Origin of the sequence: Pelomonas parva (assembly GCF_043555835.1) — a bacterium.
Lineage (GTDB): Bacteria > Pseudomonadota > Gammaproteobacteria > Burkholderiales > Burkholderiaceae_C > Pelomonas > Pelomonas parva.
Window position 1 is genome coordinate 209,037 of sequence record NZ_JBIGHV010000011.1, and the last position, 15,625, is coordinate 224,661.

The window sequence follows — 15,625 nt, forward strand, 5'->3', positions numbered from 1 at the left end:
TGCCAGCCCCATTCCAGAATTCCAGAGGACACCATGCCCGCGTACAAACGCATTCTGCTCAAACTCTCCGGCGAAGCCCTGATGGGTGACGACGCCTACGGCATCAACCGCGCGACCATCGTGCGCATGGTCCAGGAAGTCCGCGAGATCACGCAGATGGGTGTGGAAGTCGCCGTCGTCATCGGCGGCGGCAACATCTTCCGCGGCGTGGCCGGCGGCTCGGTCGGCATGGACCGCGCGACGGCCGACTACATGGGCATGCTGGCCACGGTCATGAACTCGCTGGCCCTGGCCGACACGATGCGCCAGGAAGGCATGATCGCCCGCGTGATGTCGGCCATCGCCATCGAGCAGGTCGTCGAGCCCTATGTGCGCCCCAAGGCGCTGCAATACCTCGAAGAGGGCAAGGTCGTCGTCTTCGCCGCCGGTACCGGCAACCCCTTCTTCACGACCGACACGGCGGCTGCGCTGCGCGGGGCGGAGATCGGCGCCGAGATCGTGCTGAAGGCCACCAAGGTCGACGGCGTCTACACGGCCGACCCCAAGAAGGACCCGAGCGCGACGCGCTACACCAGCATCACCTTCGACGAGGCCATCTCGAAGAACCTGCAGGTCATGGACGGCGCCGCTTTCGCGCTGTGCCGCGACCAGAAGCTGCCGATCAAGGTGTTCAGCATCTTCAAGACCGGCGCGCTCAAGCGTGTCGTGCAGGGGGAAGACGAGGGCACGCTGGTCCACGTCTGAGACTTAGTCAGTTGGGGGCAGAGCTACTCGCTGACGCTCGGGCGGTCTGTCCCGCAAATTCATAGGTATCGATCATGAGCATTGCCGACATCAAGAAGAACGCAGAGGCCAAGATGGCCAAGTCGATCGAGTCGCTGAAGAACGACCTGCACAAGATCCGCACCGGCCGCGCCCATCCTGGCATCCTGGACCAGGTCAGCGTCGACTACTACGGCTCCATGGTGCCCATCTCTCAGGTCGCCAACGTCAGCCTGCTGGACGCCCGCACCATCTCCGTCCAGCCCTGGGAAAAGGGCTTGGGCGCCAAGATCGAGAAGGCCATCCGCGAGAGCGACCTGGGCCTGAACCCAGCCACCCAGGGCGACCTGATCCGCGTGCCGATGCCGCCGCTGACCGAAGAGCGCCGCCGCGACCTGACCAAGGTCGTGCGCAATGCCGGCGAAGACGCCAAGATCGCCGTGCGCAACCTGCGCCGCGACGCCAACGAGCAGGCCAAGAAGCTGCTGAAGGACAAGGAAATCGGCGAGGACGACGAGCGTCGCAGCCTCGACGAAGTGCAGAAGCTGACCGATCGCGTGATCGCCGAGATCGACAAGCTGATCTCGGGCAAGGAAGCCGAGATCCTGGCGGTTTGAACGCCGTCTTGAGCACGCCCGCAATCGTGGCGAAAGACCGCCCGGCGCCGCCGCGCCATGTCGCCATCGTCATGGACGGCAACGGCCGCTGGGCCAAGAAGCGCTTCCTGCCGCGCTTCTTCGGCCACAAGGCGGGCGTGGAGGCGGTCGTCAAGGTCATCCAGGCCTGCATCGATCGCGACATCGAGCACCTGACGGTCTTCGCCTTCTCCAGCGAGAACTGGAAGCGGCCGAGCGACGAGGTCTCCGGTCTGATGGGCCTGGTGCTGGCTGCCATGTCGCGCTACCTCGCCAAGATCGGCGGCATGGGCGTGCGCGTGCGCGTCATCGGCGATCGCGACACCATCTCCGAGAAGCTGCGCACCGCCTGGAGCGACGCCGAAGCCGCCACGGCCCACAACAGCCGGCTGACGCTGAACGTCGCTTTCAACTACGGCGGCCGCTGGGACATCGTGCAGGCCTGCCGCAAGGCGGTCGAGGCCGGTGTGCCGGCGCACGAGCTGACCGAAGCCCGGCTGTCGGAGTTCATGGCCTTGGCGCATGCGCCCGACCCGGACCTCTTCATCCGCACCGGCGGCGAAGTGCGCATCAGCAATTTCCTGCTCTGGCAGGCGGCCTACACGGAATTCGTGTTCTCGGACTGCTTGTGGCCCGAGTTCGGTGCCCGTGAACTGGATGCGGCGATCGCCGTCTTCCACGAACGCGACCGCCGCTTCGGCGGCGTCAAGGAAGCGTCTGCCGCGGCCTAGGCCCACCTCATGCTGAAGACCCGCGTCATCACTGCCGTCGTGCTGCTGGCCATCCTGCTGCCGGTGCTGTTCCAGGCTTCGCCCTGGCCTTTCGCCTGGGTCAGTGTGTTGATGATTGGCGCGGCGGGCTGGGAATGGGCGCGGCTCAACGGCCTGCCCGGCACCGGCGCCATCGCGGCCGGCGTGGCGCTGGCGCTGGCCTGCGTGTGGACGCTGCTGATCGGCGGCCTGGATACGCCGCCGCCCTGGATCTGGTGGCTGGCCACCGGCGTCTGGGTGCTGGGCGGCGCCTACGCGCTGCGCGCCGGGCCGACGGGCTGGCCCCACGTCGTCCGTGGCGGCCGGCTCGCGCTGGGCGCGCTGTTGCTTTGGGGCGCGTGGCTGGCCATCGTGCAGGCCAAGGTGCATGGCATCAACTTCATCCTGTCCGTCTTCTGCCTGGTGTGGATGGCCGACATCGCCGCCTACTTCTGCGGCCGCGCCCTCGGTAAACGCAAGCTTGCGCCAGCCATCAGCCCGGGCAAGAGCTGGGAAGGCGTCTGGGGTGGCCTCGTCGGCGTCATCGTGCTCGGCTTCGTCTGGGTCCACGTCATCGACGTGCGGGTTGCCGTCGACTCGCCCAGCCTCTTCACGCTGCTGGTGCAGCGCCACGGCATCGTCTCGCTGCTGGCCCTGGTGTTTCTGGCCGCGATGAGCGTCGTCGGCGACTTGTTCGAATCCCTCGTCAAGCGTGCCGCCGGCGCCAAGGACAGCAGCGGTCTGTTGCCTGGCCATGGTGGCGTGCTGGACCGCATCGACGCGCTGCTGCCCGTGTTTCCGCTCGCGCTTGCCTTGATCTCCCTATGACCCGCCAACGCGTCTGCGTCCTCGGCTCGACCGGCTCCATCGGCGTCAACACGCTGGACGTGCTGGCCCGGCACCCCGAGCGCTACGAAGTCTTCGCTTTGAGCGCGATGAGCCGTGTCGACGAACTGCTGGCCCAGTGCCTGACCTGGCAGCCGCGCTTCGCCGTCATGCCCGAGCGCGATGCCGCCGCCCGGCTGCGTGAGCGGCTGCGCGAAGCCGGCAGCCGCACCGAGGTGCTGGACGGCGCCGAGAAACTGGTCGACATCGCGGCCCACCCGGATGTCGACACCGTCATGGCGGCCATCGTCGGCGCCGCCGGCCTGGCGCCGGCCATCGCCGCCGCCCGCTCCGGCAAGCGCCTGCTGCTGGCCAACAAGGAGGCCATCGTCGTCGGCGGCGCGCTTTTTATGCAGGCGGTGGAGCAGGGCGGCGCGACGCTGCTGCCCATCGACAGCGAGCACTCGGCCATCTTCCAGTGCCTGCCCGAGGACCGCAAGACCTGGCACCAGCGCATCGATCACATCGTGCTGACGGCGTCCGGCGGACCCTTCCGCAGCCGCGACCCGGCCACGCTGGCCGATGTGACGCCCGACCAGGCCTGCGCCCATCCGAACTGGGTCATGGGCCGCAAGATCTCCGTCGACTCGGCGACGATGATGAACAAGGCGCTGGAGGTCATCGAGGCCCGCTGGCTGTTCAACCTGACGCCGGAGCAGATCAAGGTGGTCATCCACCCGCAGAGCATCATCCATTCGATGGTGGTCTGCCGCGACCAGTCCGTGCTGGCCCAGCTCGGCACGCCCGACATGCGCGTGCCCATCGCCTATGGCCTGTCCTTCCCCGAGCGCATCACCTCGGGCGCCAGCCGGCTCGACCTGCTGACCACGCCCAGCCTGACCTTCGAGGAGGCCGATGCGGTGCGCTTCCCCGGCCTGCACCTGTCGTGGCAGGCGCTGCGCGGCGCCGAAGGCAGCACGACAGTGCTGAACGCGGCCAACGAGGTGGCTGTCGAGGCCTTCCTGGCCGGCCGGCTGCGCTTCGACCGCATCCACGCGGTCAACTCGCAATGCTTGGCCGACGTTCAGCCGGGCGACTGCGCCAGCATCGAGGCGCTGCTGGACCTCGACGCCCGCACTCGCGAACACGCGCGCCAACTGCTGTGACCACCCTCATTGCCTTTCTCGTCGCCCTGGCCCTGCTGATCGCGGTCCACGAGTGGGGCCATTACCGCGTCGCCCGCGCCTGCGGCGTCAAGGTGCTGCGCTTCTCCATCGGCTTCGGCCGCGTGCTGTGGCGCCGTGTCGGCCGCGACGGCACGGAGTTCACGTTGAGTGCGCTGCCGCTGGGCGGCTATGTGCGCATGCTGGACGAGCGCGACGGTCCCGTGGCGCCGCATGAGCGCGAGCAGGCCTTCAACCAGCGCCCGCTGCGCCAGCGCTCGGCCATCGTCGCGGCCGGGCCGGCGGCCAACTGGGTGTTGGCCGTGCTGCTGTTTGCTGCCGTGGCCTGGCTGGGCAGCGAGGTGCCCAAGGCGGTGCTTGGTACGCCCGCTGCCGGCTCGCTGGCCGAGCGCGCCGGCCTGCGCGCCGGTGACTGGGTCCAGGCCGTGTCTGCCGACGGCCAGCAGTGGCAGGACATCGAGTCCCTGCCCGACCTCCTGTCGGCCGTCACGCGTGCGCAGGCGCTGGGCGAGCCGGTCTACCTGTCCGCCAGCGATGGCCAGGGCCGTGCTGCGCGCAGCCTGCGGCTGGACACCGAAACGCTCGCGGGCCGCGCGCCGAATGTGCAGCTGTTCAGCGAGATCGGGCTCTCGCCCAAGGCCGAGCCGCTGATCCGCGATGTGCTGGCCGGCGGTGCCGGTGCTGCGGCCGGGTTGCTGGCCGGCGACCGCGTGCTGTCCATCGACGGCCAGCCGGTACCCGATGCCAGCTTCCTGCGCGATGCCATCCGCCGCGCTCACGAAGGCGATCAGCCGCGCACGATGGCCTGGCGCGTCGAGCGCGCCGGCCAGGTCGTGGACGTCGCCGCCACGCCGCGCCTGGTCGAGGAGTCCGGCCAGCGCATCGCCCGCCTGCAGATCGGCGTCGGCTCGCCGCCCGAGATGGTCTTTGTCAGCCACGGCCCCATCGACGGCCTGTGGCGTGGCGTCGAGCAGAGCTGGGACATGGCGGTGACGACGGTGCGTCTCATCGGCAAGATCATCACCGGCGAGGCCTCGCCCAAGAACCTCAGCGGCCCGCTGACCATCGCCGACTACGCCGGCCAGTCGGCCAAGGCCGGCTTCACGCCCTACCTCGAGTTCCTCGCCAAGATCTCGCTGAGCCTGGCGGTGCTGAACCTGCTGCCGCTGCCGATGCTTGATGGCGGGCACCTCATGTATCATCTTTTCGAGGGTCTGAGCGGCCGCCCCGTCTCTGAATGGTGGCAGCGGCAATTGCAGCGCGCCGGTGCGCTGATCCTGATGCTGATGATGGCCTTGGCCCTTTCCAACGACGTCTCCCGCTTTGCGGGTTGGCACTGACACTCCCCCGTTCCCATGTCCTTTCCTTTCAGTTCGGGAGCGAAGCGTCGCCCCTTCCGCCTCGGCTTGCTGGCTCTGGCTGTCACGGGGTTGTTCCAGGCAGGCATGGCCTGGGCCGTCGACCCCTTCGTGCTGAAGGACATCCGCGTCGAAGGCCTGCAGCGTACCGACCCCGGCACCGTGTTCGCGTCGCTGCCCTTCCGCATCGGCGACATCTACAACGATGAAAAGGGCGCCGCCGCCCTGCGCGCGCTGTTCGCGACCGGCCTGTTCAAGGACGTGCGCATCAGCATCGCCGGCGACGCCGTCGTCGTCATCATCGATGAGCGCCCCATCATCGCCAACGTCAACTTCGTCGGCCTGAAGGAGTTCGACACCGAGGCGCTGTCCAAGTCGCTGAAGGATGTCGGCATCGGCGAAGGCAAGCCCTTCGACAAGGCACTGGCCGACCGCGCCGAGCAGGAGCTGAAGCGGCAATACCTGACCCGCAGCCTGTACGGCGCCGAGGTCACGACGACGATCACGCCCATCGAGCGCAACCGCGTCAACGTCAGCTTCAACGTGACCGAAGGCGATCCGGCCAAGATTGCCGAGATCCGCATCCTCGGCAGCAAGGTCTTCTCGGAAAGCACGCTGCTGGGCCTGCTGGAGCAGACGACCACCGGCTGGCTGACCTGGTACACCAAGACCGACCGCTACTCGCGCGCCAAGCTGAATGCGGACCTTGAAACCATCCGCAGCCATTACCTGAACCGCGGCTACCTCGAGTTCGCCGTCACCTCCACGCAGGTGACGATCTCGCCGGACAAGCAGAGCATCAGCGTCGCCGTCACGGTCAGCGAAGGCCAGCCCTACACCGTCACCGGCGTCAAGCTGGAGGGCGACTACCTGGGCCGCGAGGAGGACTTCAAGCACCTCGTCATGCTCAAGCCCGGCCAGGCCTACAACGGCGAGACGGTGCAGAACACGACGCGTGCCTTCAACGACTTGTTCGGCACCTACGGCTATGCCTTTGCCCGCGTCGACAGCCGGCCCGACATCGACCGCGCCACGGGCCAGGTCGTCGTCACCTTCATCGCCGAGCCGCAGCGCCGCGTCTATGTGCGCAAGGTCATCCTGTCCGGCAACTCGCGCACCCGCGACGAGGTCATCCGCCGCGAGTTCCGCCAGTTCGAGGCGGCCTGGTACGACGGCCAGAAGATCAAGGCCTCGCGCGACCGTGTCGAGCGCCTGGGCTACTTCAAGGACAAGGAAGTCAACATCGACACCCAGGAGGTGCCCGGCGCCCAGGACCAGGTCGATGTCATCCTGACCGTGGTTGAGCGCCCCACCGGCGCCATCACGGTGGGTGCGGGCTATTCCAGCCAGACCAAGCTGTCCTTCACCGGTTCCATCCGCCAGGACAACGTCTTCGGCTCGGGCAACTACCTCGGCATCGACGTGGCCACCGCCCGCACCGGCCGCCAGTTCCAGATCAGCACGGTGGACCCGTACTTCACGGTCGACGGGGTGTCCCGCGCCCTCGACGTGTTCTACCGCACCACCAAGCCCATCAACACGCTGGGCGAGGAGTACGAGTACGTCACCAAGGGCGGCGCGATCCGCTTTGGCGTGCCGTTCTCGGAGGTCGACACCGTCTTCTTCGGCCTGGGTTACGAGCAGACCGACATCACGACCACGCGGGGCCTGCCCAATGAGTACGTGCGTTACGTCAGCCAATTCGGCCAGCGCAGCAATGCCATTCCGCTGACGGTGGGCTGGCAGCGCGACAGCCGCGACAGCGTCATCACGCCGATGAAGGGCCGCTACCAGCGCTTCAACCTCGAGGCCAGCCCGTTTGGCGACGCGCGCTTTGCGCGGCTGAACCTGCAGTACCAGGAGTACTTCGAGATCACGAACAAGATCACGCTGGGCATCAACAGCGAACTCGGCTGGGGTGTGGGCCTGGGCGGCCGACCCTACCCGGTGTTCAAGAACTTCTACGGCGGCGGCCTGGGTTCGGTGCGCGTGTTCGAGGCCGGCTCGCTGGGCCCGGTCGACAACACCGGCTCCTACAGCGGTGGCAACCGCCGCTTCAACCTGAACGCCGAGCTGTACCTGCCGGTGCCGGGCAGCGGCAATGACAAGAGCTTCCGCATCTTCTTGTTCGGTGATGCCGGCGGCGTTTGGGGACCGAATGCCAAGCTCAACTGGAAGACGTTGAGCGAAGACGCCGCGAATGACGGCAGAGACATGCTGCGCGCCTCGGGCGGCATAGGCCTGAGCTGGATCTCGCCGATGGGGCCGCTTCGCCTTAGCTATGGCAAGCCGATCCGCAAATCGGGCAAGGATAGAATCGAGAAATTCCAATTCCAGATCGGGACTGCATTCTGATGATGAGCAAGCTCTTGCAATCGGTGGCCCTGGCCGCTTCGATGATGGTGGCCGCCTCGGCCGTGCAAGCCCAGGAGATGAAGATCGGCTTCGTCAACAGCGAGCGCGTGCTGCGCGAAGCCAACCTCGCCAAGGCTGCCCAGATCAAGCTGGAAGCCGAGTTCGGCAAGCGCGAGAAGGACCTGCGCGATCTGGAAGCCAAGCTGCGCGGCGCTGCCGAAAAGCTGGAGAAGGACGCGCCTACGCTGTCGGAGGCCGAGAAGGGTCGCCGCAACCGCGACGTCGTCGAACAGGAACGCGACCTGCAGCGCAAGCGCCGCGAATGGCAGGAAGACCTGACCCAGCGCAAGAACGAAGAGCTGTCGGCCGTGGTCGAGAAGGCCAACCGCGTCATCAAGCAGATCTTCGATGCCGAGAAGTACGACCTGATCCTTCAGGATGCCGTGCACTTCAGCCCGCGCGTGGACATCACGAAGAAGGTGATCGACGCGCTGAACGCGCAGAAGTAATTCGAGTCTGCAATGAGCCCGACGCTCCCCGTCGCGCTCTCCGACCTGATCGCCGCCTTGGGCGGCGATTTGCTTGGTGGGCCCGAACTTCGCATCGCCCGTATCGCGCCGCTGGACGAGGCTGACGAGCAGAGCATTAGCTTCCTCGCCAACCCGCGCTATCAGGCGCAGTTGGGCACGACGCGCGCGGCCTGCGTCATCGTCGCGCCGGCTCTCGCGGAGGCTGCTGCCGCCCGTGGCGCGGCCATCGTCACGCCCGACCCCTACCTCTACTTCGCGCGGCTGACGCAGTGGTGGGCGGCGCGCACGCGCCCCGCGCGCCAGGCCGGCGTGCATGCCAGCGCCGTCGTGTCTCCCGACGCGCGCTTGGGGCAGGGCGTTGAAGTCGGCCCGCTGGCCGTCATCGAGGCGGGTGCCGTCATCGGTGATCACGCCCGCATCGGCGCGCACTGCGTCGTCGAGCGCGAGGCGGTCGTGGGCGAGCACACCCGCCTCGCGCCGCGCGTCGTGCTCGGTTACGGCTGCCGCATCGGCGCGCGCGGCCTCGTGCACAGCGGCGTGGTCATCGGCGCCGACGGCTTCGGCTTTGCGCCGTCACGCGATGGCTACGTGAAGATCGAGCAACTGGGCAACGTGTCCATCGGCAATGACGTCGAGATCGGCGCCAACACCTGCATCGACCGAGGCGCGCTGAGCGACACGGTCATCGAGGACGGCGTCAAGCTCGACAACCTGATCCAGATTGCCCATAACGTCCACATCGGCCGCAACACCGCCATGGCCGGTTGTGGGGCCATCGCGGGCTCGACGACGGTCGGCGCGAACTGCACCATCGGCGGAGCGGCCAACATCATCGGCCACCTGAACATCGTGGACGGTGTGCACATCACCGCCTGCACGTTGGTGACGCGCAGCATCACTGAGCCCGGCGCCTACAGTGGTGCCTACCCCTTCGAAGAAAACTCGAGCTGGCAGAAGAACGCGGCGACGCTGCGCCAGCTCCACACCCTGAGAGAGCGTGTGCGCGCGCTGGAAAAGAAATGACGACCGAGATGACGACCCCGATGACGATGGACATCCACGAGATCCTCAAGCGCCTGCCGCACCGCTACCCCATCTTGCTGGTGGACCGCGTTGTCGAGCTGATCAAGGGCGAGCGCATCCGCGCGCTCAAGAACGTGTCGATCAACGAGCCCTTCTTCCTCGGCCACTTCCCGCACCGCCCGGTCATGCCCGGCGTGTTGGTGCTCGAAGCCATGGCCCAGGCCGCGACGCTGCTGTCGCTGGCCAGCATGGACATGGTGCTGGACGACAAGTCGGTCGTCTATTTCGCCGGCATCGACAACGCCCGCTTCAAGCGCCCGATCGAGCCGGGCGACCAGCTCATCCTCGACGTCACGCTGGACCGCGCCAAGGCGGGCGTCTACAAGTTCACCGGCCGCGCACTGGTGGGTGACCAGCTCGCCGCCGAGGCCCAGTTGATGTGCACGATGCGCCGGATTGAAGCTTGAGCCCGAGCGCATGAGCATCCACCCGACCGCCATCGTCGACCCCGCCGCCGAGCTGGACTCGTCGGTCGAGGTTGGCGCCTACTCGCTGATCGGCCCTCACGTGAAGATCGGCGCCGGCACCAAGGTCGGCCCGCATGTCGTCATCGAAGGTCACACGACCATCGGCCGCGACAACACCTTCTTCCAGTTCAGCTCCATCGGTGCAGCCAACCAGGACAAGAAGTACGCCGGCGAGCCGACGACGCTGGTCATTGGCGACCGCAACACCATCCGCGAGTTCTGCACGCTGAACATCGGCACGGTGCAGGACCGTGGCGAGACGACGGTGGGCCATGACAACTGGATCATGGCGTATTGCCATCTGGCGCACGACGTGGTCATCGGCAACGAATGCGTGCTGGCCAACAACGCCACGCTGGCCGGCCATGTGCGGGTGGGCGACCACGTCACCATCGGCGGGCTGACCGGCATCCTGCAGCGCATGCGCATTGGCGACCACGCGATGATCGGCTTCCAGGCCCATGTGGCCCAGGATGTGCCGCCCTTCATGACGGTGGACGGCAATCCGCTGGCGGCGCGCGCGGTCAATGTCGTGGGCCTGAAGCGCCGGGACTTCAGCGCGGAGCGCATCGGCGTCATCCGCCAGATCTACAAGCTGCTCTACCGCAGCGGCCACACGCTGGACGAGGCCAAGGCGGCCATCGCGGCGCTGAAGGGCACGGAAGGTGGTGTCGCCGACGGCGACATCGCCAACATGCTGGACTTCCTCGCCGCCTCCACGCGCGGCATCGTCCGCTGAGCTTGATGACCGCGCCCCGCCTCGGCATGGTGGCCGGCGAGGCCAGCGGCGATCTGCTGGCCGGCCTGCTGCTGCAGGGCTTGCGTGCGCGCTGGCCCGGGCTGACGTCCCAAGGCATCGGCGGGCCGAAGATGATGGCCCAGGGCTTCGAGACCTGGTGGCCCCACAGCAAGCTGTCGATCTTTGGCTACGTCGACGCGCTGCTGAACATCCGCGAGCTGCTGTCCATCCGCAAGCAGCTCGGCACGCGCCTCATCTCGGACCGGCCCGACGTCTTCATCGGCGTCGACGCGCCCGACTTCAACTTCGGCCTGGAGACGCGGCTGCGCGAGGCGGGCATCAAGACGGTCCACTTCGTCTGCCCGTCGATCTGGGCCTGGCGGCCCGAGCGCGTCGAGAAGATCAAGGCGGCGGCCGACCATGTGCTGTGCCTGTTCCCGTTCGAACCCGAGATCCTGCACAAGGCCGGCATCGGCGCGACCTATGTGGGGCATCCGCTGGCCGATGCCATCCCGATGGAGCCGCCGCGTGAGGCGTCGCGTGAGGCCTTGAAGCTGTCTGAAGCGGACACCGTCATCGCGCTGCTGCCCGGCAGCCGCAAGAGCGAGATCAACTACATCGCGCCGGCGCTGATCGGCGCAGCAAAGCTGCTGGCCCGGCCGGGTCGGCGCTTCGTCATGCCTGTCGTGCCGGGCTTGCGTGGCCTTATTGAGCCGATGCTGCAGGGTGCGGATATCCAGCTCATCGACGGCCAAAGCCACGCTGCACTTGCAGCCTGCGACCTGACGCTCGTCGCCAGTGGGACCGCCACGCTTGAGGCGGCTCTGTTCAAGCGCCCCATGGTCATCGCCTACCGCATGAACGCGCTGAACTGGTGGCGCATGAAGGGCCGGGGCTTGCTGCCCTGGGTGGGCCTGCCCAACATCCTTGCGCGCGAGTTCCTGGTGCCCGAGCTGATCCAGCACGCCTGCACGCCCGAGAACCTGGCGCGCGAGGCCGAGGCCTTGCTGGCCGACGCCGCCCGCCGTGCCGCGCTGCACCAGCGCTTTGTCCAACTCCACGAGCTGCTGCGGCAAGACACCGCGCGGCGTGCCAGTGATGCCATTGCGACGCTCATCCAAGCCTGAACAAGTCAGTCTGGACTGGAACCCCGCCATCGGCCTCATCGCCGGCGTGGACGAGGCAGGCCGGGGCCCGCTGGCCGGGCCGGTGTTCGCGGCCGCCGTCATCCTGGACGACCTGCAGCCCATCAAGGGCCTGGCCGATTCCAAGGCGTTGACGGCGGCCAAGCGCGCGCGGCTTTACGACGAGATCCGCGCCAAGGCGCTGTGCTGCTGTATCGCGCAGGCCTCGACCGAGGAGATCGACCGCATCAACATCCTGCAGGCGACCCTGCTGGCCATGCAGCGGGCGGTGGCGGGGCTGCGGCTGAAGCCGGCCCTGGTGCGCATCGACGGCAACCGCCTGCCGGTGCTGCCCATGGCGGCCGAGGCCATCGTCAAGGGCGATGCCACCGTGCAGGCCATCTCGGCGGCCAGCATCCTCGCCAAGGTGGCGCGTGACCTTTTCTGCGAGCAGATGCACGAGAGCCATCCGCAGTACGGCTTTGCCACGCACAAGGGCTATGGCACGCGCGAGCACCTGGCGGCGTTGAAAGCGCATGGCGCCAGCCCCTGGCACCGCCGCAGTTTTGCGCCGGTGCGTGAGGTGTGCGCCGAATGAAGCTGGACCACATCACGTCGCGCGACAACCCGGCGCTGGTCCGCCTGCGCAAGCTGACGGCGGATGCAGGCGGCTACCGCAAGACCGGCAGCGTCTGGATCGAAGGCGACCACCTGCTGCGCGCGGCGCTGCTGCGCGGCTGGGTGCCGGCGCTCGTCGTGCTGACCGAAGGCGCGATGCAGGACCATGCGCTGGCGGCACTGGCCGAATCGGCGCCGCGCGCCCTTGTCGTGCCGACGGCGCTGTTCAAGGGCCTGAGCGGCCTGGAGTCGCCCGCGCAGATCGGCGCGGAGCTGACGCTGCCCGTGGCGCCGGCCATCGACGCCAACGCCGCCAGCGTCGTGCTGGACCGCCTGCAGGACGCCGGCAACGTCGGCGCCATCCTGCGCAGCGCGGCGGCCTTCGGCGTGCGGCAGGTGCTGGCACTCAAGGGCACGGCGGCGCTGTGGTCGCCCAAGGTGTTGCGGGCGGGGCAGGGTGCCCACTTCGGGCTGCGCCTCGTCGAAGGCCTTGCGGCAGACGACCTCGCCGCGCTGGCCGTGCCACTGGTCGCGACCAGCTCGCACACCGAGCATGTGCTGCACCGCGTCGCGCTACCCCAGCCTTGCGCCTGGGTCATGGGCCACGAGGGTCAGGGCGTGTCCCCCGCGCTGATGGCCCGCTGCGCGCTGACCGTGGGCATCCCGCAGCCGGGCGGCGAGGAGTCGCTGAACGTGGCCGCCGCTGCGGCGATCTGCCTGTACGAAAGCGAACGCCAGCGCGGTTGACCGACTGGACTTGCAGCATGCGTTGCGGCGCTTGCAATCGAGAATGATTCTCATTACAGTGGCGGCATGCTCGCTGACCACAACCCGCCCAAACCGCAGCCCGCCCCGCCGGCTGCAGTTGGGCCCCAAGCCCGCCGCATTGACAGCGCCACGCTGCTCGGCCCGCAGGGCGAGGTGCTCATCCAACACCAGCAGCAGGTCTACCGCCTGCGCGTCACGTCCCTGGGCAAGCTGATCCTGACCAAGTAACGCCCCCCTGTCCCTACCCCGCGCCAGCCAGCCGCTGCCAGCCCGCGCCTCCCACCGGAGCCCCCGTGCTGAAGACCGCTGTTGCGCTGGCCGCCGCCTGCGCCTGTGCCTGCCTTGCCCATGCCTCGCAGGCCCCAACCGAAACCGACGCAGCGACCGAGCTGCCTGAACTGACCAACACCGCCACGCGCGGCGACCGCCGCGTCGACGAGGTGCCCGCCACGGTCAGCGTGTTCAAGCCCGTGCCGGGCGCGCGCGACCTGCGCGAGCTGCTGCGCAACGAGGTGGACCTCGCCGTGCGCGCACCCAACCCGCGCTTCGGCCTGGCCAGCACCACCGCCGGCCGCGCGGGCAACGAGGGCATCAACATCCGCGGCCTGGAGGGCAACCAGGTGCTGATGCTGGTGGACGGCATCCGCATGCCGCAGGCCTTCAGCTTCGGCCCGTTCGCCACCGGCCGCGCGAGCCTGCTGAACCTGGAAGGCGCGCAGCAGCTGGAAGTGCTGCGCGGCCCCGCATCCACGCAGTTCGGCAGCGATGGCCTGGCCGGCGCGCTGGCCCTGCGCACGCTGCGCGCCAGCGACCTGCTCAAGCCCGGCAAGAGCTTCGCACTGCGCGCCCAGGCCTCGGCCTACACGGGCGACGACGGCGCCGGCCTGAACCTCGCCGGTGCCTGGCGCCAAGGCGACTGGGACTGGCTGCTGCAAGGCGCCACGCGGCGCTCGCACGAGCTGGAGAACCAGGGCACGGTCGCCGGCGACGGCGCCACGCGCACGCTGCCCGACCCGCTGGACCGCGAGCGCCACAGCCTGCTCGGCAAGGTCGGCTTGCGCCTGAACGCGCAGCAGCGGCTGGAAGCGACGGTCGAAGGCGTGCGCCAGCGTGACCAATACGAGGTGCTCTCGGCCCGCTCAGCGACCGTGCTGGACTTGCGCGCTAACGACAAGAGCGAGCGCAGCCGCGGGTCCATCACCTGGACGCTGGACGATCCCAATGCCGAATGGTTGCAGCAGGCCAGCGTGCAGCTCTACCACCAGGACTCGCGCGTCCGCCAGCTCGCCGTCGAGGACCGCACCAGCACCGACCGCACCCGCGACAACCGCTACGACGAGACGCTGACCGGCCTGTCCGCCACCGGCCAGATCGGCTGGGGCGCGCAGCGCATCACGCTCGGCTTGGATGCCAGCCGCAACACAGTGGCGGGCCTGCGCGACGGCGTCAACTTCTCGGCCGGCGACACGCTGCCGTCCAAGCCCTTCCCCGACACCGACTACCGCCTCGTCGGCGGCTTCGTGCAGGGCGAGTTCACGGCGGGCGACTGGCAGTTTGTGCCCGCGCTGCGTTACGAGCACATCTCGCTCAGTCCGTCGGCCAGCGGCTACACGGCGCCCATCGTCAAGCTGTCCGACAGCGCCGTGACGCCGCGCCTGGGCGTGGTGTGGCAGGCCGCGCCGGGCCTCACGCCCTATGCCCAATGGGCCAGGGGCTTCAAGGCGCCCACGCCGGCGCAGGTCAACAGCGGCTTCAGCAACCCGGTGCAGAACTACGAGACCATCGCCAACGCCAACCTGAAGGCTGAGCGGGCCAACAGCGTCGAGCTGGGTCTGCGCGGTGCCTGGGCCGGCTGGCGCTGGCAGCTTGCCGCCTTCGACAACCGCTACGTCGACTTCATCAGCCAGGAGGTCGTCTCCGGCGGCGCGCCCGGCAGCAAGATCGTCTTCCAGTCCATCAACCTGGATGGCGCCCGCATCCGCGGTGTCGAGGCCAGGCTGAACGGTGAGATCGCCCGGCAGTGGCGCCTGGGCCTGGCCTACGCGCGCACCCATGGCAATGCCGAACGCAATGGTGTGACGCGGCCGCTGGACACCGTCGAGCCCGCCAAGGCCTCGGTCAGCCTGCGCCAGCAGCGCGCCGACTGGCATTGGCAAGCGACCGTGCTGCGCGCCTCGGGCAAGCCGCCCGGCCGCATCTACGCGACCAACCCTTTCGCACCCACCGGCTACACGGTGCTGGACCTGGCCGCCGGCTGGCAGATCAGCCCGGTCTGGTCGCTGCAGGCGCGCATCGACAACGTCACCGACCGCAGCTACTGGCGCTGGGCCGACGTGCGCGGCCTCACGCCCACGAGTGCCGGCCTGGACTCGTACACCGCCCCCGGCCGCCAGTTCGGCCTGGTGCTGCAAGCCACTCTTTGAAGGAG

Annotated in this window: 16 protein-coding genes; all 16 read left to right on the top strand. The window is 68.3% G+C overall.

Going from position 1 to position 15,625, the window contains the following annotated elements:
• The first annotated feature begins 33 nt into the window (after nt 1–33).
• The 16 genes from pyrH to ACG00Y_RS25390 all read left to right on the top strand — a co-directional run bounded on the left by pyrH (nt 34) and on the right by ACG00Y_RS25390 (nt 15,620).
• Nucleotides 34–744 (top strand): UMP kinase, encoded by a 711-nt coding sequence (gene pyrH, locus ACG00Y_RS25315; protein WP_394483787.1) that lies wholly within the window; start codon nt 34–36, stop codon nt 742–744.
• Between the two features lie 74 nt (nt 745–818).
• Nucleotides 819–1,379 carry a ribosome recycling factor gene (gene frr, locus ACG00Y_RS25320; protein ID WP_394483789.1) on the top strand — a complete coding sequence of 187 codons (561 nt, stop codon included), beginning with the start codon at nt 819–821 and terminating at the stop codon, nt 1,377–1,379.
• A gap of 23 nt (nt 1,380–1,402) precedes the next feature.
• Nucleotides 1,403–2,128, top strand: a complete 726-nt coding sequence (uppS, locus tag ACG00Y_RS25325) for a polyprenyl diphosphate synthase (protein WP_394483863.1) — start codon at nt 1,403–1,405, stop codon at nt 2,126–2,128.
• Nucleotides 2,129–2,137: 9 nt separating this feature from the next.
• Nucleotides 2,138–2,974, top strand: a complete 837-nt coding sequence (locus ACG00Y_RS25330) for a phosphatidate cytidylyltransferase (protein WP_394483791.1) — start codon at nt 2,138–2,140, stop codon at nt 2,972–2,974.
• On the top strand, nt 2,971–4,137 hold the full coding sequence (gene ispC / locus ACG00Y_RS25335) for a 1-deoxy-D-xylulose-5-phosphate reductoisomerase (RefSeq protein ID WP_394483793.1): 1,167 nt from the start codon (nt 2,971–2,973) through the stop codon (nt 4,135–4,137). The genes ACG00Y_RS25330 and ispC overlap by 4 nt, the downstream gene beginning before the upstream one ends.
• A complete protein-coding gene (rseP, locus tag ACG00Y_RS25340) occupies nt 4,134–5,495 on the top strand; it encodes an RIP metalloprotease RseP (RefSeq protein WP_394483795.1) in 1,362 nt (453 codons plus the stop codon). Before ispC ends, rseP begins: the two co-directional genes overlap by 4 nt.
• Nucleotides 5,496–5,510: 15 nt before the next feature.
• The gene (gene bamA, locus ACG00Y_RS25345; RefSeq protein ID WP_394483797.1) at nt 5,511–7,868 is read left to right on the top strand and encodes an outer membrane protein assembly factor BamA; all 2,358 of its coding nucleotides are present in this window, start codon (nt 5,511–5,513) and stop codon (nt 7,866–7,868) included.
• Nucleotides 7,868–8,377, top strand: a complete 510-nt coding sequence (locus ACG00Y_RS25350; protein WP_394483799.1) for an OmpH/Skp family outer membrane protein — start codon at nt 7,868–7,870, stop codon at nt 8,375–8,377. The genes bamA and ACG00Y_RS25350 overlap by 1 nt, the downstream gene beginning before the upstream one ends.
• A 12-nt stretch (nt 8,378–8,389) precedes the next feature.
• Nucleotides 8,390–9,421, top strand: a complete 1,032-nt coding sequence (gene lpxD, locus ACG00Y_RS25355; protein ID WP_394483801.1) for a UDP-3-O-(3-hydroxymyristoyl)glucosamine N-acyltransferase — start codon at nt 8,390–8,392, stop codon at nt 9,419–9,421.
• Nucleotides 9,418–9,888, top strand: a complete 471-nt coding sequence (gene fabZ, locus ACG00Y_RS25360; RefSeq protein WP_394483803.1) for a 3-hydroxyacyl-ACP dehydratase FabZ — start codon at nt 9,418–9,420, stop codon at nt 9,886–9,888. The genes lpxD and fabZ overlap by 4 nt, the downstream gene beginning before the upstream one ends.
• 10 nt (nt 9,889–9,898) lie before the next feature.
• Nucleotides 9,899–10,687 (top strand): acyl-ACP--UDP-N-acetylglucosamine O-acyltransferase, encoded by a 789-nt coding sequence (gene lpxA / locus ACG00Y_RS25365; RefSeq protein WP_394483805.1) that lies wholly within the window; start codon nt 9,899–9,901, stop codon nt 10,685–10,687.
• Nucleotides 10,688–10,692: 5 nt separating this feature from the next.
• A complete protein-coding gene (gene lpxB / locus ACG00Y_RS25370; protein ID WP_394483807.1) occupies nt 10,693–11,814 on the top strand; it encodes a lipid-A-disaccharide synthase in 1,122 nt (373 codons plus the stop codon).
• Nucleotides 11,786–12,409, top strand: coding sequence for a ribonuclease HII (gene rnhB / locus ACG00Y_RS25375; protein ID WP_394483809.1), 624 nt, complete (start codon nt 11,786–11,788; stop codon nt 12,407–12,409). The genes lpxB and rnhB overlap by 29 nt, the downstream gene beginning before the upstream one ends.
• Complete coding sequence (locus tag ACG00Y_RS25380) at nt 12,406–13,176, top strand: TrmH family RNA methyltransferase (protein WP_394483811.1); 771 nt, start codon at nt 12,406–12,408, stop codon at nt 13,174–13,176. Before rnhB ends, ACG00Y_RS25380 begins: the two co-directional genes overlap by 4 nt.
• A 66-nt stretch (nt 13,177–13,242) precedes the next feature.
• Nucleotides 13,243–13,425, top strand: coding sequence for a hemin uptake protein HemP (gene hemP / locus ACG00Y_RS25385; protein ID WP_394483813.1), 183 nt, complete (start codon nt 13,243–13,245; stop codon nt 13,423–13,425).
• A gap of 65 nt (nt 13,426–13,490) precedes the next feature.
• On the top strand, nt 13,491–15,620 hold the full coding sequence (locus tag ACG00Y_RS25390; protein WP_394483815.1) for a TonB-dependent receptor domain-containing protein: 2,130 nt from the start codon (nt 13,491–13,493) through the stop codon (nt 15,618–15,620).
• Nucleotides 15,621–15,625 lie beyond the last annotated feature (5 nt).

Excerpts from the sequence above, each read along its gene's own strand:
- pyrH (WP_394483787.1), top strand. The coding sequence starts at position 34 with ATGCCCGCGTACAAACGCATTCTGCTCAAACTCTCCGGCGAAGCCCTG.
- frr (WP_394483789.1), top strand. The coding sequence starts at position 819 with ATGAGCATTGCCGACATCAAGAAGAACGCAGAGGCCAAGATGGCCAAG.
- ACG00Y_RS25330 (WP_394483791.1), top strand. The coding sequence starts at position 2,138 with ATGCTGAAGACCCGCGTCATCACTGCCGTCGTGCTGCTGGCCATCCTG.
- ispC (WP_394483793.1), top strand. The coding sequence starts at position 2,971 with ATGACCCGCCAACGCGTCTGCGTCCTCGGCTCGACCGGCTCCATCGGC.
- bamA (WP_394483797.1), top strand. The coding sequence starts at position 5,511 with ATGTCCTTTCCTTTCAGTTCGGGAGCGAAGCGTCGCCCCTTCCGCCTC.
- ACG00Y_RS25350 (WP_394483799.1), top strand. The coding sequence starts at position 7,868 with ATGATGAGCAAGCTCTTGCAATCGGTGGCCCTGGCCGCTTCGATGATG.
- lpxD (WP_394483801.1), top strand. The coding sequence starts at position 8,390 with ATGAGCCCGACGCTCCCCGTCGCGCTCTCCGACCTGATCGCCGCCTTG.
- fabZ (WP_394483803.1), top strand. The coding sequence starts at position 9,418 with ATGACGACCGAGATGACGACCCCGATGACGATGGACATCCACGAGATC.
- lpxA (WP_394483805.1), top strand. The coding sequence starts at position 9,899 with ATGAGCATCCACCCGACCGCCATCGTCGACCCCGCCGCCGAGCTGGAC.
- lpxB (WP_394483807.1), top strand. The coding sequence starts at position 10,693 with ATGACCGCGCCCCGCCTCGGCATGGTGGCCGGCGAGGCCAGCGGCGAT.
- rnhB (WP_394483809.1), top strand. The coding sequence starts at position 11,786 with ATGCCATTGCGACGCTCATCCAAGCCTGAACAAGTCAGTCTGGACTGG.
- ACG00Y_RS25380 (WP_394483811.1), top strand. The coding sequence starts at position 12,406 with ATGAAGCTGGACCACATCACGTCGCGCGACAACCCGGCGCTGGTCCGC.
- hemP (WP_394483813.1), top strand. The coding sequence starts at position 13,243 with ATGCTCGCTGACCACAACCCGCCCAAACCGCAGCCCGCCCCGCCGGCT.